This window comes from Rhodococcus sp. NPDC059968 (genome assembly GCF_042738615.1).
In the GTDB taxonomy this organism is placed as follows: Bacteria; Actinomycetota; Actinomycetes; order Mycobacteriales; family Mycobacteriaceae; genus Rhodococcus_F.
Window position 1 is genome coordinate 114,650 of sequence record NZ_JBHWUE010000008.1, and the last position, 19,362, is coordinate 134,011.

Annotated in this window: 15 protein-coding genes; 8 read left to right on the top strand and 7 right to left on the bottom strand. The window is 68.9% G+C overall.

Features of this window, described 5'->3' with window-relative positions:
- Positions 1-11: 11 nt before the first annotated feature.
- Complete coding sequence (gene pcrA / locus ACFWAY_RS10655) at positions 12-2,498, bottom strand: DNA helicase PcrA (protein WP_378510619.1); 2,487 nt, start codon at positions 2,496-2,498, stop codon at positions 12-14.
- Positions 2,499-2,771: 273 nt separating this feature from the next.
- Here pcrA and ACFWAY_RS10660 point away from each other — a divergent pair, with 273 nt between their 5' ends.
- Positions 2,772-3,068 carry a chorismate mutase gene (locus ACFWAY_RS10660; RefSeq protein WP_005238528.1) on the top strand — a complete coding sequence of 99 codons (297 nt, stop codon included), beginning with the start codon at positions 2,772-2,774 and terminating at the stop codon, positions 3,066-3,068.
- A gap of 38 nt (positions 3,069-3,106) precedes the next feature.
- Here the strand turns inward: ACFWAY_RS10660 and ACFWAY_RS10665 are convergent, their stop codons facing one another.
- Complete coding sequence (locus tag ACFWAY_RS10665) at positions 3,107-4,561, bottom strand: NAD-dependent succinate-semialdehyde dehydrogenase (protein WP_378510620.1); 1,455 nt, start codon at positions 4,559-4,561, stop codon at positions 3,107-3,109.
- A gap of 69 nt (positions 4,562-4,630) precedes the next feature.
- Here ACFWAY_RS10665 and pgi point away from each other — a divergent pair, with 69 nt between their 5' ends.
- Positions 4,631-6,283, top strand: coding sequence for a glucose-6-phosphate isomerase (pgi, locus tag ACFWAY_RS10670; RefSeq protein ID WP_378510621.1), 1,653 nt, complete (start codon positions 4,631-4,633; stop codon positions 6,281-6,283).
- 1 nt (position 6,284) lies between these two features.
- On the opposite strand, the gene ACFWAY_RS10675 is transcribed toward pgi, so the two are convergent.
- The gene (locus ACFWAY_RS10675; protein WP_378510622.1) at positions 6,285-7,064 is read right to left on the bottom strand and encodes an FAD:protein FMN transferase; all 780 of its coding nucleotides are present in this window, start codon (positions 7,062-7,064) and stop codon (positions 6,285-6,287) included.
- Between the two features lie 104 nt (positions 7,065-7,168).
- Here ACFWAY_RS10675 and ACFWAY_RS10680 point away from each other — a divergent pair, with 104 nt between their 5' ends.
- Positions 7,169-8,428, top strand: coding sequence for a hypothetical protein (locus ACFWAY_RS10680; protein ID WP_378510623.1), 1,260 nt, complete (start codon positions 7,169-7,171; stop codon positions 8,426-8,428).
- A 1-nt stretch (position 8,429) separates the two neighbouring features.
- Here the strand turns inward: ACFWAY_RS10680 and ACFWAY_RS10685 are convergent, their stop codons facing one another.
- Together ACFWAY_RS10685 and ACFWAY_RS10690 are read right to left on the bottom strand one after the other, a co-directional pair.
- Positions 8,430-9,794 (bottom strand): NAD(P)/FAD-dependent oxidoreductase, encoded by a 1,365-nt coding sequence (locus tag ACFWAY_RS10685; RefSeq protein WP_378510624.1) that lies wholly within the window; start codon positions 9,792-9,794, stop codon positions 8,430-8,432.
- Positions 9,795-9,803: 9 nt separating this feature from the next.
- The gene (locus ACFWAY_RS10690; RefSeq protein ID WP_378510625.1) at positions 9,804-10,556 is read right to left on the bottom strand and encodes an SDR family oxidoreductase; all 753 of its coding nucleotides are present in this window, start codon (positions 10,554-10,556) and stop codon (positions 9,804-9,806) included.
- A gap of 88 nt (positions 10,557-10,644) precedes the next feature.
- On the opposite strand from ACFWAY_RS10690, the gene ACFWAY_RS10695 reads away from it, so the two are divergent.
- The 4 genes from ACFWAY_RS10695 (at position 10,645) to ACFWAY_RS10710 (ending at position 16,142) form a co-directional block, all read left to right on the top strand.
- A complete protein-coding gene (locus ACFWAY_RS10695) occupies positions 10,645-12,078 on the top strand; it encodes a dihydrolipoyl dehydrogenase family protein (RefSeq protein WP_378510626.1) in 1,434 nt (477 codons plus the stop codon).
- 64 nt (positions 12,079-12,142) lie between these two features.
- Entirely contained in the window at positions 12,143-13,672 is a 1,530-nt protein-coding gene (locus tag ACFWAY_RS10700) for a carboxylesterase/lipase family protein (protein WP_378510627.1), read from the top strand.
- Entirely contained in the window at positions 13,669-15,138 is a 1,470-nt protein-coding gene (locus tag ACFWAY_RS10705; protein WP_378510628.1) for a carboxylesterase/lipase family protein, read from the top strand. The genes ACFWAY_RS10700 and ACFWAY_RS10705 overlap by 4 nt, the downstream gene beginning before the upstream one ends.
- Positions 15,139-15,236: 98 nt before the next feature.
- On the top strand, positions 15,237-16,142 hold the full coding sequence (locus ACFWAY_RS10710; RefSeq protein WP_378510629.1) for an SDR family NAD(P)-dependent oxidoreductase: 906 nt from the start codon (positions 15,237-15,239) through the stop codon (positions 16,140-16,142).
- Positions 16,143-16,148: 6 nt separating this feature from the next.
- On the opposite strand, the gene ACFWAY_RS10715 is transcribed toward ACFWAY_RS10710, so the two are convergent.
- Positions 16,149-16,526 (bottom strand): VOC family protein, encoded by a 378-nt coding sequence (locus tag ACFWAY_RS10715; protein ID WP_378451439.1) that lies wholly within the window; start codon positions 16,524-16,526, stop codon positions 16,149-16,151.
- Between the two features lie 145 nt (positions 16,527-16,671).
- Here ACFWAY_RS10715 and ACFWAY_RS10720 point away from each other — a divergent pair, with 145 nt between their 5' ends.
- Positions 16,672-17,769: a CaiB/BaiF CoA transferase family protein gene (locus ACFWAY_RS10720; RefSeq protein WP_378510630.1), complete on the top strand. Its 1,098-nt coding sequence runs from the start codon at positions 16,672-16,674 to the stop codon at positions 17,767-17,769.
- 51 nt (positions 17,770-17,820) lie between these two features.
- Here ACFWAY_RS10720 and ACFWAY_RS10725 read toward each other — a convergent pair whose 3' ends face one another.
- Entirely contained in the window at positions 17,821-19,305 is a 1,485-nt protein-coding gene (locus tag ACFWAY_RS10725; protein ID WP_378510631.1) for a PLP-dependent aminotransferase family protein, read from the bottom strand.
- Between the last annotated feature and the right edge of the window lie 57 nt (positions 19,306-19,362).

Sequence of the window (19,362 nt, forward strand, 5' to 3'; positions counted from 1 at the left end):
TTTTGTCGTCGCTACAGCTTGACCATCGGGACGCCACCGATCAGCATCAGCCGGACCTTCCCCGCGCTGCCGAAATCGATCGTGACCGTCGCGGTCGGCCCGGCGCCCTTGGTCTCGAGGACCGTGCCGAGGCCGTACTTGTCGTGACTGACACGGTCGCCAACCGTGAGCACCAGGTTGTTGTTGCGGGAGCGGGCGGCACCGAAGCTCGGCGTGCCTGCCGACCCGCCGCTGTAACCGGAACCGCCGCCGAAGCCCTGACCGCCGTATCCCGATCCACGCGCACGGCCACCGCCGATCGCATTACCGGAACCGATACCGGTGCCCGGGTCCTCACGACGCCAGTGCACGAGATCCGACGGGATCTCCTGCAGGAACCGCGACTCCGGGTTCTGGATGGGCTGGCCCCACGCCGACCGCATGACGGCCCGCGTCAGATACAGCCGCTGCCGGGCACGGGTGATGCCCACGTACGCGAGCCGGCGCTCCTCCGACAGTTCCGTGGGGTCGCCGAGCGCCCGCATGTGCGGGAACTGACCGTCTTCCCACCCGGTGACGAAGACGACGGGGAACTCGAGCCCCTTCGCGGTGTGCAGGGTCATCAGGGTGACGACGCCCTCGTCGTTGTCGGGCAGCTGATCGGAGTCCGCGACCAGGGACACCCGTTCGAGGAAGGCGGCGAGGGAACCGGGGTCGGGTTCACCGTCCCGGGCGTCGACGTCGCCGTCCTCCGGCGGTTCCACGAGGCCGGCCGCGTTCCGCGCGTCGGAGCTGAACTCACGCGCCACGCTGACGAGTTCGTTGAGGTTGTCGAGTCGCGCTCCGTCCTGGGGATCACTGCTCGCCGCGAGCTCGGCGCGGTAGCCCGTCCGCTCGAGGACCGCCTCGACGACGTCGCCGATGTCGCCGAGCTGGTCGGGGACGACGTCATCCGCAGTGGTCTCCGGTGGGAGCAGCACCCGCAGTCCGTCCATGAGCTCGAGGAACGACGCGATGGCCTTCTGGGAACGGGTGTTCAGCAACGGCACGCGGCCCTCACCACCGTCCCGCAGTGCCTCGGCGAAGCTGATGCCCCGCTGCTCGGAGTGGACGGCCACACACGCCTCGGCGCGGTCGCCGATGCCGCGGCGGGGAGTGTTGAGGATCCGGCGCAGGCTGACCGTGTCGTCCTCGTTCGCGAGGACACGGAGATACGCGACGATGTCGCGCACCTCCTTGCGCTCGTAGAACCGCACTCCGCCGACGACCTTGTACGGAACGCCGAGCCGGATGAAGATCTCTTCGAGGGCACGGGACGAGTTGTTGGTGCGGTAGAACACGGCGACGTCCCCGAACTTGGCGTCGCCGGAATCGACGAGCTTGTCGATCTCGGACGCCACGAACGACGCCTCGTCGTGCTCGTTGTCCGCGACGTAACCGGTGATGAGCTCACCGACACCCGAATCGGTCCACAGACGCTTCTCACGCCGGCCGGTGTTCTTCGAGATCACCGAGTTGGCCGCCGACAAGATGTTCTGGGTGGAGCGGTAGTTCTGCTCCAGCAGGATGGTGCGGGCGTCCGGGTAGTCCCGCTCGAACTCCTCGATGTTGCGGATCGTGGCGCCGCGGAACGCGTAGATCGACTGATCCGCGTCGCCCACCACACACAGCTCGGCCGGGGCGACCCGGTGGTCCGCGTCCTCGCCGTCCGCGGTTCCACCGACCAGCTCGCGCACCAGCATGTACTGGGCGTGGTTCGTGTCCTGGTACTCGTCGACCAGCAAGTGCCGGAACCGTCGGCGGTAGTACTCGGCCACCTGGGGGAACGCCTGCAGCATCGCGACCGTCTCGCCGATCAGGTCGTCGAAGTCCAGCGCGTTCGCCGAACGCAACCGCTGCTGGTAGTGCCCGTACACCTTGGCGATCAGCCGCGGCAGTTCCGCCGGATCCTGGTCGGCGTCGACGCTCGCCTGCTCCGGATCGACGAGTTCGTTCTTGAGATTCGAGATGTGGGTGGCGAGCAGCCGCGCCGAATAGCGCTTGGTGTCGATGTTCAGATCCTTGGCGATCATCGTCAGCAGTCGCCGTGAATCGTCCGCGTCGTAGATGGAGAAGTTCGAGTTGAGGCCGGGGAGCAGCGCCGCCTGGGCCCGCAGGATCCGCACGCAGCTGGAGTGGAACGTGGACACCCACATGCTGTTGGCCCTGGGGCCGACGAGGTGGGCGACGCGCTCCCGCATCTCCGCGGCGGCCTTGTTGGTGAATGTGATGGCGAGGATCTGACCGGGCATCACCCCCCGCTCGGCCAGCAGATATGCGATGCGGCGGGTGAGCACAGCCGTCTTGCCCGAGCCTGCACCCGCGACGATCAACAGCGGAGAACCGGCGTGCACGACCGCTTCCCGTTGCGGTGGGTTGAGGCCCTGGAGGAGCGCATCGGACCCTGCGCGCGCCGGTGCGGCGGCGTGCGGAGTCGACTCTGCGCTCAGGGGAGAAGCGGTGCCGGAGATAGTGTTCATCAACTATCAAACTTACCGGCGTGTACCGACAGCGTCACAGCGGCTTGGCCTGCGCGCTACCGCCATGGCAAACTGGTACACATGTTCAGTCCGCCGTCGCGCCCCCTGTGGCGATTTTTTTACGGGTACCGGCCTCCGGTGCCCGTGAACTGAACAGCTCACGAGCCCCGAGGTCCGCACCGGATCCGGGGCTTTTTTCGTCAAACGAGCCTGGATCGGTAACGACTCGAGCCAAAACAACGATCCAAGTTCTGACAAGAGGGAGACGAACCAATGAGCACTCAGACCGTCGCATCAGCCGCCAAGGAAACCGCTGTTCCCACCAGCGAGGCCGAGATCGAGGTTCTCCGCCAGGAGATCGACAAGCTCGACGCCGAGATTCTCGCCGCCATCAAGCGCCGCGCGGAGGTCTCGCAGCTCATCGGGCGCACCCGAATGGCGTCCGGCGGTCCCCGCCTCGTCCACAGCCGTGAGATGAAGGTGCTCGAGCGGTTCAACGAACTCGGCCAGGAAGGCCACACACTCGCCATGCTGCTGCTGCGCCTCGGGCGCGGCCGCCTCGGTCACTGATTTCCCGAAACGGCCTGCCCGTCCCCCGACGGCGGTCGTTACGGCTCGAGTGCCACGTACTTGGTATCCAGGTACTCCTCGATGCCTTCACTGCCCCCTTCGCGCCCGAAGCCTGACGCTTTGACGCCGCCGAAGGGGGCAGCGGTGTCCGAGATGACCCCGCGATTGATGCCGACCATGCCCGATTCGAGGGCGTCGGCCACACGGAGTGCACGGTCCAGATCGCGAGTGAAGATGTACGACGCCAGGCCGAACTCCGTCTCGTTGGCCGCGGCGATCCCCTCCTCCTCGGTGTCGAACCCTGCGATCGCGACTACCGGTCCGAACACCTCCTCCTTCAGGATCCGCGCCTGCGCGGGGATCTCGTCCAGCACGGTCGCCGGGTAGAAGTAGCCGGGACCTTCCGGTGCGACCCCGCCGAGCCGCACCCGGGCACCGGCGCCGACGGCGTCCTGCACCAGTTCCCCGACCTTCTCGAGCTGATCCGCGTTGATCAGCGGGCCGAGCGTCGTGTCGGGATCCGTGCCGGGTCCGAGCGTGTACGAGGACAGCTTGTCGACGAGCTTCGCGGTGAACTCCTCCCGCACGCTGTTCGCGACGTGGAATCGATTGGCCGCGGTGCAGGCCTCGCCACCGTTACGCATCTTGGCGAGGACGGCGCCGGCCACCGCCTTGTCCACGTCCGCGTCGTCGAAGACCACGAACGGCGCATTCCCGCCGAGTTCCATGGACGTGCGCAGCAGCCCCTTCGCCGACTTCTCGACGAGCATCCGTCCCACCCCGGTCGACCCGGTGAACGTCAGCTTCCGCAGCCGGGGGTCGTCGAGCAGAGGACCGGTGACCTCCCCCGACTTCGACGTCGGCAGCACGGACAGCACGCCCTTCGGCAGCCCCGCGTCGGCCATCACCTCGGCGAGCAGGAGCATCGTCAACGGAGTCTCGGACGCGGGTTTGACGATCATCGTGCAGCCGGCGGCCAGGGCGGGCCCGATCTTGCGGGTGCCCATCGCGAGCGGGAAGTTCCACGGTGTGATCGCCAGACACGGCCCGACGGGCTGCTTGGTCACCAGGATGCGTCCGTTCCCCGCGGGTGCCGGTGTGTAGCGGCCGGCGATTCGCACGGCCTCCTCGCTGAACCACCGGAAGAACTCGGCGCCGTACTTGACCTCCGCCGCGCTCTCCGGCAGCGCCTTGCCCATCTCCAGCGTCATCAGCAGCGCGAAGTCGTCGGCCCGGGCCGTGATCTTCTCGAACACCGCGCGGAGCAACTCCCCGCGTTCACGTGCCGGGGTCGCGGCCCACTCCCGCTGCACCGCGACCGCGGCGTCGAGCGCCGTCATCGCGTCGGCGGGGCTGGCGTCCGCCACCTCGGTGAGCGCGTCACCCGTGGCCGGGTCGAAAACGGTGAACGTGGCGCCGTTCTCGGCGTCACGCTTCTCGCCGCCGAGGAAGAGGGTTGTGGGAACGGTTCGCATGAGTTCGACAGCATCCATGACGTCCATCATGCGCCGCACCGAAGTTCGCACGGAAGTTTCGACGCGCGGGCATTAAGCTCAAATCTCGTGAGCTCAGACATCACCGGAACCGCTGCCTGGCAGAAATTGCGTGATCATCACGCTCAAATTCAGTCCGTCCATCTTCGAGAACTCTTCGAGAAGGACCCGGCACGCGGGCGGGAGCTCACCGTCTCCGCCGGCGACCTGTACATCGACTACAGCAAGCACCGCATCGACCGCGACACGATCGGGTTGCTCCTCGAGCTGGCGCGCAGCGCCGACCTGGAGGCACGCCGGGACGCGATGTTCGCGGGCGAGCACATCAACACCTCCGAGGACCGCGCCGTCCTCCACACCGCGCTGAGGCTGCCCGCCGACGCGACTCTCGTCGTCGACGGGCAGGACGTGGTGGCCGACGTCCACGAGGTCCTCGACCGCATGGGCGACTTCACGGATCGTGTGCGCTCCGGTGAATGGCGCGGCGCGACGGGCGAGCGAATCAAGACGGTTGTCAACATCGGTATCGGCGGCTCGGATCTGGGTCCGGTGATGGTGTACCGCGCACTGCGGCACTACGCCGACGCCGGCATCAGTGTCCGGTTCATCTCCAACGTCGACCCCGCCGACCTGGTGCGCAGCCTGCAGGGCCTCGACCCGGCCACCACCCTGTTCATCGTGGCGTCCAAGACGTTCTCGACGCTCGAGACGCTCACCAACGCCACCGCCGCGCGGCGCTGGCTGCTCGGCGGTCTCGGCCTCGGAAACGAAGCGGTCGCAAAGCATTTCGTCGCCGTCTCGACGCACGCGGATCGGGTGGCGGAGTTCGGTATCGACACGGCCAACATGTTCGGATTCTGGGATTGGGTGGGCGGCCGGTATTCGGTCGATTCCGCCATCGGGCTATCGGTGATGGTGGCGATCGGCAAAGAGCGTTTCGCGGAGTTCCTCGCCGGCTTCCACGCCGTGGACGAACACTTCCGGACGGCGCCGCTCGAGGAGAACGCGCCGGTCCTGCTCGGCCTGATCGGCCTCTGGTACTCGAACTTCTTCGGCGCCGAATCCCGTGCCGTGCTGCCGTATTCCAACGACCTCGTGCGGTTCGCGGCCTATCTGCAGCAGTTGACGATGGAATCGAACGGCAAGTCGGTGCGCGCCGACGGCTCCCCCGTCCCCACGCCCACCGGTGAGATCTTCTGGGGCGAACCCGGAACCAACGGGCAGCACGCCTTCTACCAGCTCCTGCACCAGGGCACGCGGCTCGTCCCGTCCGATTTCATCGGTTTCGGCGAGCCCACGGACGACCTGCCCACCGCGGACGGCACCGGCAGCATGCACGACCTGCTGATGAGCAACTTCTTCGCCCAGACGAAGGTCCTGGCGTTCGGCAAGACGGCCGAGGAGATCGCGGCCGAGGGCACGCCCGAACATCTGGTGCCGCACAAGGTCATGCCCGGCAACCGGCCGTCCACCACGATTCTCGCGCCGAAGCTCACCCCGTCGGTGATCGGGCAGCTGATCGCCCTGTACGAGCACCAGGTGTTCGTCGAGGGCCTCGTGTGGGGCATCGACTCGTTCGACCAGTGGGGTGTCGAGCTCGGCAAGACGCAGGCCGTGGAGTTGCAGCCGGTGCTCACCTCCGCGGATGAACCGGCCGCGCAAAGCGATTCGTCCACGGACAGCCTGGTGCGCTGGTATCGCCGTCAGCGTGGACGGGCGTGATTCACCAGCTCTCGGTGGTGTAGACCCGGCCCGAACGGTCCACCAGCCGGGCACGCAGCTCGTGCTGTTCGATCCAGCGGATCGCACCGATGCCCCGGGCGAGGGCGGCGACGCTGGCCGCGTATGCCCAGAGCGCGTCGTCCGCGATCACCGTCACGGTCTCCCATTCGGTGGCGGTGGGTGGTTCGGTGGCCGGGGGCGCGAACGCCGTCGCCATCGCCGTCCCGTTCACCAGTTCGACCTCGCCGTCGCCGGGCACCGGGATCTGCCACCCGCCGGCGGGACAGTGTCCGGCCGTCGCGATGACGTCGCCGATTCGCACGGCGGCCCCGCACTCGAGTTGGCGGGCGACCAGTTCCGCCGCCCGATCGACCGTGTCGGCCTTGGCGGTGTCGGTGATGTCGAACGAGGCGCCCCACGGCGCGAACACGACGTCGTCGTCGATCTGGATGTCGAGGAAGCTGGGCGCCGGGTGCACGGTGGGGATCAGGTCCTCGTCGGGGGATTCGGAGGCGAGCGGGTTCACCACCCCGTCGGTCATCCGGGCGGCCCAGAGCGCCGAACGCAGCAGCGCGGACATCCGCCGGCTGACCTTCACCGGCGCGCCCTGCGAAAGGTTGACGGCGTGGATCTCGGCGTCGCCCCGGTGGATGTCGCAGACCGATTCGGCATCGTCGATGACGGCCGCGATCAGCGCAGCAGCCTCGGGAAGGGCGGCACCCTCGGTGACGTCGACTTCCACGAGGGAACCCCACACCTTCCATTTCTCGACGCTAACCATGGTGTTCTCCGTGTGCGGTCCGTACAGCGCTGCACTTCCAGTATGCGCCGGCTGTCCAGAGGTCGGCGTCCGGCGACCACCTCGACCGGTCGTACACTTCGCTGGTGAGCGCCCGATTGAGCGTTGTCGACGAGATGTTCCTGCGCACCCATCGGGGGTGGGGAACGCCGATCGTGATGCAGGGACTGTGGCGTACCGACGGGCGGGTGAACGCCTCGACCCTCGATTCCCTGAGCGCAGACCTCGCCCACGGACCGTTGGGCAGGCGCGTGGTGCGTCCGCGGATTCCCGGCGCTCGGCCGCGGTTCGAGCCGAGTACCGACGCCTTTCCCGTCGAATACGCGGAGATCGAGTCCGGGGCGGTCCTCGCGTGGGCGGACGAGCAGGGCTCGTTGTCGGTGGACCCCGAGCGGGGTCCCGCCTGGCGTCTGGCGTGCGCACGTCCGGCCGACGGGGGCACGGTGCTGTCGCTGGTGTGTTCCCACGTGATCGCGGACGCGCGCGGTCTGGCGACAGCCATCGCGGCGGGGCTGCAGGGACTGCCCCCATCGGACCCGGGAGGTTCGGACGGCGCTGTCGCGGACATGTGGGACGCCACCCGGCTCGCCCGCCGCGTGACGGAGGGAACCGCGCGTGCGGTCGCCGGTCTCGTGGTGAGCGGGACCCGTCGCGCGGAACTCCGGCGCTTCCTGCACGTGAGCGGCAAAGCGTCCCCCGGCACACTTTGCCACTCACCTGTGTCGGCGGTGCTGGACGTGGATGCCGAGCAGTGGGACGCCGCCGCGGAGCAGGCAGGCGGAACCCCGAACAGCCTGTTCCTGGCCGTGGTGGCCGAGCTGGCGCGACGGGACGGCGAATCCCGGCCGCTCACGATCAGTGTGCCGATGGATCTGCGAGGCCCGGGCAACCCGCCTGGCACCGCGAACTCCGTTGCCATGGTCGAGGTGGACGTCGGCCCGCAGGACACCGTCGCCGATGTGCGGGCCGCGAGCCGCGCGGCGTTCTCCGCGTCCGCGATGACGAGTCCGGCCGGGTTCCCGGAGGAGATGCTGCAACTGGTCCCCGACCGGGTGGCGCACGCCCTCACGGGCAACCCCGGCGAACGGGACGTGCTGTGTTCCAACATCGGACCGCTACCCGAGGCGCTCGTCTCGATCGGCGGTCACCCGGCCACCGGCATCGCCACCCGCGCCGTGCATCCGGGTGTCGTGACCAGCCGCACCCGGCTCTCCGCCTATCTCAGCCGGTTCGGCGGCAACTACACCCTCGCGCTCGAGTCCCTGGACAGTCCGGACCACGCCGGGCTCCGGGAACGGGCGATGAACGTCCTCGCCCGGCACGGTCTCGACGCACGAGGCTGGTGAGTCAGGACTCGGACGCGGGTTCGGAGTAGGGCAGACGCGCCGACTGCGGATCGCCGTAGGTGATCGCCCGCTCCCGGCGCGTCCGCGACGCCAGCGTGACGGCCCAGTTGAGCAGGGTGCCGAACCGGTTGCGGTACCCGGCGAGGAATGCGATGTGGATGGCACCCCACGACACCCAGCCCAGGAATCCGGACATCCGGATCGGGCCCGCCTGAAGCAGCGCGTGCCTGCGGGCGATGTACGCCGCGCTCCCCAGGTCGCGGTACTTGAAGGGTGTGCGGTCGGGCGTTCCCCCCGCGACCGTGCGGGCGATGCACCCACCGACGTGCCTGCCGCCCTGCATCGCGACCTCGGCCACGCCCGGGAGCTCGTTCAGCGACATCAGGTCGCCGATCACCCAGACGTTCGGGTGACCGGGCACGGTGAGATCGGGTTCGACGGCGATGCGCCCACCCTGAATCTGCTTCACGCCCAGCGCATTCGCGAGAGCTTCCGCGAACGGCACAGCCTCGACGCCCGCGGTCCAGAGGATCGTGCGAGCCCCGTAGCGCTTCTTGGTGCGGGCGGCGTTCTTGGCCGTCGTCTCGATGCTGGTCTCGCAGACGTCGGTGACGTGCACACCGAGGTGCGTTTCGACGCCGACCTTGTCGAGGGTCCGCTGCGCCGCCGCGGACAGTTTCCGGTTGAACGACGGGAGCACGCGGTCGCCGCCGTGGAACAGCAGCACCCGGGCCTCGCACGGGTCGATGGACTGGAACTCGTGGGCGAGGGCGTGCACGGCGAGTTCCCGGATCTGGCCCGCCAGTTCGACTCCGGTGGGCCCGCCGCCCGCGACGGCGAACGTCAGCCACGGCCTGCGCTCCTCCGCGGTGGCTAGCGATTCGGCCATCTCGAAGGCGCAGATCAGCTTTCGGCGTATGGCGAGCGCGTCGTCGAGGGTCTTCATCCCCGGCGCCCACTGGATGTACTCGTCGTGCCCGTGGTAGGCCTGACGCATTCCCGCCGCGACGATCAGGTAGTCGTACGGGAGTTCGAACGTGGATCCGTCGAAGCGGCTGGCGGTCAGAACCCGGTCGACGGCGTCGATCGTGTGCGCCTCCCCGAGGGCGACGTGCACGTTGCGGTTTCCGCGCAGCAGGTGCCGCAGCGGGCTGCTGATCTCGCCCTCGGAGAGCAACCCCGTCGCGCATTGATAGAGCAGCGGCTGGAAGAGGTGGCTGGTTCCACGGTCCAGCAGGGTGACGTCCACGTCGACGTCGCGGAGCCGCCGGGCGGCGTGGATTCCGCCGAACCCTCCCCCGACGATGACGACACGCGGCCTCGAACGCTGCAGGCCGAGGGACGAGGATTCCTGGGCGGTCGTCATAGGTCAGTCCTACACGAACCGGGATGTCCACGCATGAGGAAGGAATCTCAACGCGAGGTCGATTCCGCGCCATTTGATACCCGGCAGCGCAGCGCGGTTCGTCTCCTTCTCGATGGCCGAGACCATCGCATCGACGCCGTCGTCGAGGGTGGCCGTCATTGTGGAACTGTCGCCGGCCTTGCCCGACATGTCGGTGGCGATGTACCCGGGCAGCAGCGTGGTCACCACGATCGGACTCTTCGCCAGTTCCGCGGTCAGCGCCTCGCCCAGGGCCGACACTCCCGCCTTGCTCGCCGAGTACGCCGCCTTCGGGCCGGGCAGACCGCGATCTGCACTGATCGAGGACACGAGCACGAGGTGCCCGGAGTTCTGTTCGCGGAAGATCCCGAGCGCCGCCTCGCACTGCGACAGGGCGCCGACGAAGTTGGTGCGGGCGGTGGCGAGATTGGCGTCGGCCCGGCCCGTTCCGATCCTGGCCCCTTTGCCGAGTCCGGCGTTGACGACGACGCGATCGAGTCCGCCCAGCTCGTCGCGCAGTTCGCCGAAGACCCGGACCACCGCGTCGTGGTCGGTGACGTCGAGTTCCCGGACGGCGACGGTGATCCCGGGATGCGCCGACTGCAACTCGTCGCGCACGGACTCGAGCCGTTCGACGCGGCGCGCACACAGCGCGAGGTCTCGTCCCTGGGCGGCGAACCGACGCGCCATCTCCTCGCCGAGTCCCGAGCTGGCCCCGGTGATCAGAATCTTCTGCCGTGTCATTCCGCCACAGTATCTACGCGTGGGTAACAACGCGAGAGGCCTGCCGGAACCTCTGACATCCAGCACCGACCGGCTTACGGTTACAGGTATGACTGACTCTGGGAGCGGCGTGGAAGAGTTCGATGTCATCGTGATCGGAGGCGGTCCGGCGGGTGAGAACGCGGCAAGTTACGCCATCGCGGGCAGCGACCGCACTGCGGCACTGATCGAACACGAACTGGTCGGCGGGGAATGCTCCTACTGGGCGTGCATGCCCAGCAAGGCGCTGCTGCGCCCGGGAGAGGTCCTCGGGGCGGCGCGCAACATGCCCGGGGTGTCGGCCGGTCCGCTCGACGCCGACGCCGTGCTGGCGCGACGCGACTCGTTCACCAGCAACCACGACGACTCGTCGCAGGTGATGTGGGCCGACTCGCAGGGGATCGACGTGATCCGCGGATCGGCACGCATCACCGGGGACCGCACGGTGACGGTCGGCGATTCCCGCGAGCTGCGCGCCCGGCACGCCGTCGTGGTCGCCACCGGGACGACCGCCGCCGTCCCCGACACCCCCGGCCTGCGGGCGGCGTTGCCGTGGATCTCGCGGGACGCCACCAACCTGAGAGAGATTCCGCGCCGGGTCGCCGTCATCGGCGGCGGCGTCGTGGCCTGTGAGAGCGCGACATGGCTGCTGGACCTCGGCGTCGAGGAACTGACGATGGTGGTGCGCGGCCGGGCGCTGCTCCCGAAGAACGAGCCGTTCGCCGGTGAGCGGGTCGCTCGCTCGCTGGAGAAGAAGGGTGCGCGGGTCCTGTTCGGCGCGGACCTTCGCGGCGTCGAGCGGGCCGACGCCCGGGACACGGGGATCGGCCGCATCCACGGCGGCCCGGTGACTCTGGACGTGGCGGGACAGGATCCGCTCGTCGTCGACGAGGTCGTCGTCGCGACCGGGCGCACTCCGGCGACGTCGGCGCTCGGCCTCGACGCGCGACTGCTGAACTCTCACGGATACCTCACCACCGACGACCATCTGACGACGGCGGACGAATGGCTGTACGCCGTCGGCGACGCCAACGGCCGTGCGTTGCTCACTCACATGGGCAAGTACCAGGCCCGCGTCTGCGGCGACGTGATCGCCGCCCGCGCCGAGGGCAGGCCGCTGGAGGGGTCCCGATTCCGGGCGACCGCCGACCACGGCCAGGTTCCCCAGGTGGTGTTCGCTGATCCTGAGGTCTCGGCCGTCGGGATCACCGAGAAGGAGGCGCGTGACGCCGGCGTGGACGTCGAGGTCGTGGAGGTCGACATCGCCGTCGCCGGCTCGTCGCTGGCCCGCGACGATTTCAGCGGTCACGCCAAGCTCGTGGTCGACCGGGCCACCGACATCCTGGTCGGGGCGACGTTCGCGGGCACGGACGTCGGCGAGCTCATCCATGCCGCCACCATCGCGCTGGTCGGGAAGGTGCCGCTCGACACGCTGTGGCACGCGGTCCCGTCCTACCCGACCGTGAGCGAGGTGTGGCTGCGGCTGCTGGAGGCTCGGCGCTGAGCCGAACGGAACACCGTCGGCGGAGGTGAACGCCCCCTCAGGCGGTCTCCGTATAGTTTCCGACATGGCGTCTGACACTCTCACGACCGACACGCTGGTGAGGACGACCGCAGGGGTGGTCCGTGGCCGGCGCGTCGGCGACCTGGTCGCGTGGCGGGGAATTCCCTACGCAGCTCCCCCGGTCGGGCCGCTGCGGTTGCGCGCACCCCGCCCGGTCACGCCGTGGTCCGGTGAGTTCGATGCCACCGAGTTCGGCGACGCCGCCGTGCAGCACAAGAAGTTCACCGCACTCCGGCCGGGCAGGTATCAGCCGAATAGCGAGAACTGCCTGACGCTCAACGTGCTGGCCACGCCCGGCACGTCCGGGGCGCGCCCGGTGATGGTGTTCATCCACGGCGGCGCGTACACGCTGGGTATGTCGGCCACCGCGCTCTACGGCGGCCAGTCGCTGGTCCGCCGCGGCGACATCGTGTACGTGTCGATCAACTACCGCCTCGGATCGCTCGGATACCTCGACTTCACCCAATTCTCTACCCCCGAAAGACCTTTCGACTCCAACCTCGGACTCCGTGACCAGGTGGCCGCACTCGACTGGGTGCAACGCAACATCGCCGAATTCGGCGGCGACCCCGACAACGTCACCGTCTTCGGCGAATCCGCAGGCGCCAACGCCGTCACCACGCTGATGACGACCCCCGCCGCGAAAGGACTTTTCACACGGGCGATCTCGGAGAGTTCGGCCCCCGGTCTCGTCACCACGGCCGACCGGGCCGCCCAATGGGCATCCGACTACGTGACGCTGCTCGGGGCCGAACCGGACACTGCCGCAGAGGCGCTCGCCTCGTCACCTGTCGGCGCACTGGGCCGGGCCGGAAATCGTCTCGGCGCGAAGGTGCTGTCGGAGACGCCGGGACTGCACCCGTTCGGACCCGTGATCGACGGCGACTTCCTGCCGAAGCCGCCGCTCGACGCGTTCGCCGACGGCTCGGCACACCGGGTTCCGCTGATCATCGGCACCAACGCCCGCGAGGGCACCCTGTTCCCGAAACTCCTGGACGCGCTGCCGACCGACCCCGACCGGATCGGGCGGATGTTCGCGCTCACCGACCCCGGCGCCGAGGCCCGCGTCACCGCCGCGTATCCCGGCTACCCGGCGCCGGACGCGGCCGTCGACCTGGGCGGCGATCTGACGTTCTGGAAGCCGTCGATCGAACTGGCCGAGGCCCACTCCGCGTTCGCCCCCACCTTCAGCTACCGTTTCGACTTCGCTCCGCGCGCCATGAAATGGCTCGGACTGGACGCCACGCACGGGTTCGAGCTGTTCGCGGTGTTCGACATCGCAGACACCCTGATCGGCCGTGGCCTCACCCTGCCGGGCGGTCGTCGCGGGCTCAAGGATGTGACGGACACCGTGCAGCGGCACTGGCTGCACTTCGCTTCGCAGGGAACACCGTTGGCGTCGTGGCCGAAGTACGACACCGACAGGAGGGCAACACTCGTGTTCGACACCGTCACCACCGTCCAGGACGATCCGCGCGGGGAGCGCAGGCTGGCCTGGGAGGGGTACCGGGGCTATCACGGGCAGGGCCTGTGAGCGCTCTCGAGGTCCACACCGATGCCGGCGCCGTCGGAGGGCGCCGGATCGACGACGACCTGGCTGCCTGGCGGGGTATCCCCTACGCCGCTCCCCCGGTCGGGCCGCTGCGGTTGCGGGCCCCACAACCGGTCGAACCGTGGTCGGGGGTCCGGCGGGCCTTCCACTTCGGGTCCCCCGCACCGCAGGGTGATGGGACCGACGAGGACTGTCTCACCCTGAACGTGCTCGCACCCGGGGTCACATTCGGAGCGCCGCGACCCGTGATGGTGTTCATCCACGGCGGCGCCTACTCCGGCGGGTCCTCGTCCTCGTCGCTCTACAGCGGTGAGTCGCTGGTCCGCCGCGGCGACATCGTGTACGTGTCGATCAACTATCGCCTCGGATCGCTCGGATACCTCGACTTCACCCAATTCTCCACCCCCGAACGATCTTTCGACTCCAACCTCGGACTCCGCGACCAGGTGGCCGCACTCGAATGGGTGCAACGCAACATCGCCGAATTCGGCGGCGACCCCGACAACGTCACCGTCTTCGGCGAATCCGCAGGCGCCAACGCCGTCACCACACTCATGACGACCCCCGCCGCGAAAGGCCTGTTCGCGCGAGCCATCGCGGAGAGCCCTCCGGTCGCGTCCGCGTACCACCCCGAGCGGGCGGCGCGGTGGTCGCGCGAATTCCTCGAGATCGCGGAGGTTCCGCTCTCCGAGGCCGCGACGTGGCTCGAGACCGCCGACCCGGCCGAGTTCGTCGACGCGGGGACGACACTGGCGCACCGGGGCGCCGACGAGGAACCGGGAACCCGCGCGTTCGCGCCCGTCGTCGACGGCTTCTTCCTTCCCACGCATCCGCTCGACTGTTTCGCTTCCGGCTCTGGCCACCCTGTTCCGCTGATCATCGGCACGAACCGCCACGAGGGCAGGGTCTTTCCCCGGTTCCTGAACATCCTGCCCACCGATCCCACCCGGATCGACAAGATGTTCTCGCACGTGGACGCGTCGGTGAAGGAACGGGCCATCGCCGCCTACCCCGGTTATCCCCGTCGGCGTGCGGCCGCGGACCTCGGCGGCGACGTGACGTTCTGGGAACCGTCCGTCCTGTGCGCGCAGGGCCACACGACCGTCGCACCGACCTACAGCTACCGGTACGACTTCGCACCCCGGCTACTCCACGTCCTCGGGTTGGGCGCCACCCACGCGACGGAAATGTACGCGGTGTTCGGTTTGACCGGGCCGTGGGCGCGGCTGCTCACCGCGCTCGGGGGCCGCCGCGGGTTGCGGGCCGTCACCGACACCGTCCAGTCGCACTGGCTGCATTTCGCCCGGCACGGGACCCCCGCACCCGGATGGCCCCGGTACTCGCCGGAGCGCCGGGAGACGCTCATCATCGACAATACGAGCCGGGTGGAGAACGATCCGCTCGGTGAGCGTCGACGCGCCTGGCTGGGGTACGAGCACCGGCGCTAGGCGGCGGCAGTCGCGAGCGGATTCGCGGTGCTTTCGTTCCCCGGTGCGACCCTCCCGGTTGCCCTACTCTCGTAGAGACCTGCATTCGGGAGGCGAGAATGACCGAGTCGAACGATCTCGCAGGCCGCACCATGGTGGTCACCGGTGCCACCTCGGGGCTCGGCCTGGAGACCTGCCGCCAACTCGCACGCCGCGGGGCCACCGTCGTTCTGGTCGGCCGAGACCAGGACAAGATCGACGCGGTGATCGCCGAACTGTCCGAGAGCACCGACCGCGACCGGCTGAACTCGGCGCTCGCCGACCTGTCCTCGCTCGACCGGGTCCGCAAGCTGTCCGAGGAACTGCTGCACCGGTTCCCGCGAATCGATGTGCTGGTGAACGACGCAGGCATCGACGTGGGGCATCGCCAGCTGACGGTCGACGGCATCGAAGAGATGTTCGCCGTGAACTACCTCGCGCCGTTCGTGCTGGCGACGACGCTGGCCCCGGCGATGGCGGAGGCGTCGACCGCCGACGCCGCCGGTTACCGGCACCCGGCTCGCATCGTCGACATCAGCTCGTCGGGACATCGCGGCGGGCACCTCGACTTCGACGACCTCGACGGCACGAAGGACACGTTCCACGGTCAGCGCGCATACAACAACTCCAAACTCGCCCTGACCCTGTTCTCCCACGAATTGGCGCGCCGGTCCGATCCCGCGAGACTGGTCGTCAATTGCGCAGACCCCGGTTTCGTCCGCGGCACCTCCCTCGGGCGGGTTCGGCCGTTCGGCTACCAGGTGGTGGGGACACTTCTGGCCCCGTTCACGGCCGAGGTCGCGAAGGCTGCGGAAACGGTGGTCTGGACCGCCACCGCGACGGAGAGCGGCAAGTTCACCGGCAAATACGTCAAGGGCGGCAAGGTCGTTCACCCGAGCAAGGACGCACGCGACGCCGAACTCGCCGCGCGGTTGTGGGACGCTACCGAGGCACTGCTCGCCGGCCGCGGTGCGTCCCGCCCCTGAGGCCGGTCAGTTCGGATCCTCGAAGAGCGACAGCACGTTGCCGTGCGGATCCCGGAACCACGCGACGCGGATGCCGTCCGGGGCGCGCCAGGCCGCGTGCTCGTCCTGATCCATACCCGGGTACTCGGTGAACCCGATGCCCTTGCTGCGCAGCGATTCGACGACCTTGTTCAGGTCGGGGACCTTCCACCCCAGCACCGTGTACCCGGTGTCGGCCTTCGCCTGCACCAGCGTGACCCGGAGCAGAGCCCCGTTGCAGTCGAGGGCCAACGCGAACTCGTCCCGTGAGACGCGCGTCAGCCCCAGGGTCTCCACGTAGAACATCTCCGAGACGTCCAGATCGGTGCTGGCCACGAAACTCACGAGCTCACCCTGAAGACTCATGAATCAACTGTGCCCCGCGCACCCGTGGGCAGGCAAGGGCGCGGGGTCACCCGCGGCGGTATCTCGTGACCCGGGGCACACGGCCGGGCGCCCGCAAGTTAACGTCGATTCGACAGGTTGTCTCGCACCGGAATGAGGAACTCGCGTGTCTGCTCCAGTTACAGAGAAGAAGGGCCCCCTCGCGGGCATTCGCGTCGTCGAATTCGCAGGCCTCGGACCGGGCCCGCACGCCGCCGCCCTCCTGGCCGATCTCGGCGCCGACGTGGTGTGCGTCCAGCGTCCCGGAGTGATTCCGCCGGACGGCCCGTACGACCAGATCCAGCGTGGTCGTCGCGTCGTCGAGGCCAACCTGAAGGACCCCGAGCAGGTCGAGAAGGTCCTCGGTCTGATCGAGCGCGCGGACGTCGTCATCGAGGGCTTCCGCCCCGGTGTCACCGAGCGCATGGGCCTGGGCCCCGATGTCTGTCTCGGGCGCAACGAGCGACTCGTGTACGGCCGGATGACGGGCTGGGGCCAGGAGGGTCCACTGGCCAGCGCGGCCGGGCACGACATCAACTACATTTCGCTGACCGGCGTCCTGCACGCCATCGGCCGCAAGGGGGAGCGTCCCGTGCCGCCGCTGAACATGGTCGGCGACTTCGGCGGCGGTTCGATGTTCCTGATCTTCGGGATCCTGTCGGCACTGGTGGAACGCCAGACGTCCGGCAAGGGCCAGGTCGTGGATGCGGCGATGGTGGACGGCGCACTGGCCCTGTCGCACATGATGTGGGCGTTCCGCGGCCGCGGCGTCTGGTCCGACGAGCGCGGCGTCAACCTGCTCGACACCGGCGCGCCGTTCTACGACACCTACGAGACGTCCGACGGCAAGTACATGGCCGTCGGCTCGATCGAGCCGCAGTTCTACGCCCTGTTGTTGCAGGGCCTCGAACTCGACCCCGCCGAACTGCCGCAGCAGATGGACATCTCGTCGTGGCCGCAGATGAAGAAGGTCTTCGCCGAGAAGTTTCTGTCGAAGACCCGCGACGAGTGGGCGGCCATCTTCCTCGGCACCGACGCCTGCGTGTCGCCCGTGCTGACGTTCGCGGAGGCGCCGTCCAACGAGCACATCGCCGCCCGCGGGTCGCTGATCGACCTCGACGGCGTCACCCAGCACGCCCCGGCGCCGCGGTTCTCCCGCACCCCGGCCGGCGCACCCACCCCCCCGGCCCGCGAGGGCGTCGACATCGACACCGTCTGGACCTGACCCCCACGTGAGTGGCGACGCGTTTTCCGGCACGCGTCGCCACTCACGTGCTCAGACGACGAGGAACGGTTCCGCGAGCTCACGGTCGACGGCCAGTGTCGCGTACGCCGCCGCGATGCAGTCGACACCGCGACGCAGCTCGTCGGACGTCCGCGCGTACGGGAGCCGGACGAACCGCTCGAATGCGCCCTCCACCCCGAACCGCGGTCCCGCCGCCAGCAGCACCCCGAAGTTGGGGGCCGTCGCCGCCAGCGCCGTCGAGACCGGCGCGGGCATGCGCAGCCACAGCGACATCCCTCCCGAACCGATGGTCGGGATCCAGTCCGGCAGACGGTCGGCGAGAGCGTCGAGCATCGCGCTCCGCTGTTCCCGCAATTCCGCCCGGCGACGGGCGAGGACGAGTTCGTCGTCGGAGAGCAGATGCGCCGCCGCGAGCTGGTCCATCACCGGCGTGCCCAGATCGACCGCGGCCCGCGCCCCGGCGAGCCGGGTGATCAGTGCCGGATCGGCGCGAATCCAGCCGACGCGCAGCCCGCCCCAGAACGACTTTGCCGCCGACCCGATCGTCACGACCTCCGACTTCGCGGCTCCCCTGCCGTGCGCCGCGACCGGCCCCGGTGACGGCTCGTCCAGCCACAGGTCGACCATCGTCTCGTCCACCACCAGCGTCATGCGGGTATCGCGCGCGATCCGCGCCAGTTCGGCCCGCCCGGACGCGTCGAGGCACAGTCCGGTGGGGTTGTGGAAGTCCGGAATCAGGTACGCCATCCGGGCCGCGGTCTGCCGGGCGGCGCTGCGGATTCCGTCGAGATCCCAGGCACCGGACGCCCCGCCCTCCGGACGGACGGGAACCGGGACCGGACGCGCACCGACCCTGCGGATCGCCTCCAGCGCGTTCGGGTACGTGGGGTGATCGACCAGCACCCGCTCCCCCGGCGCCGTGAGCACGTTGAGGAGCAGCCGCAGCGCGTGCTGAGCACCGGAGGTGACCATGATCTGCTCGGGCGAGGTCTCCAGTCCCCGCGCCCGGTAGCGTTCGGCGATCACGTCCCGCAACGCGCCGATCCCCACCGGCTCCATGCCGTGCGTCGGCAGGAACTGCGGAAGCGATTGCAACGCATAAGCGTAGGCCTGTTCGACCGCCTCCGCGGGCGCGGCCATCGCGGCATAGCTGAGGTCGACCACCGAGTTGTCGGACCCGGGCTGGTGCGCCCGGAACATCAGCCCGTTCTGCCGTGCCCCGAGCGGCAGCGCGACGGTGCTGCGCGACCCCTGACGGCTGATGAGGTACCCCTCGTCCCGGAGCACCGAATACGACGACGTGATCGTGGTCCGGCTCAACTCCAGCATCGACGCCAGTTCGCGCTCGCTCGGCAACGCGACACCCAGCGGGATGCGGCCGTCGTGCACGAGTAGGCGGATCCCGTCGGCCAGCGCCCGGTAGGCGGGCCGCGCCGCCGACCGGCGGCCGCTGTCGTCCTGCCAGTTGCCGAGGTCCCTGGCGAGGGAGCGTGCACCGAGTACGCGAGTCATCATGCAGTCCAGTATCAACCTCTTGGCTATTCAACTCAAAGCCAGTTGTGGCGAACCTTG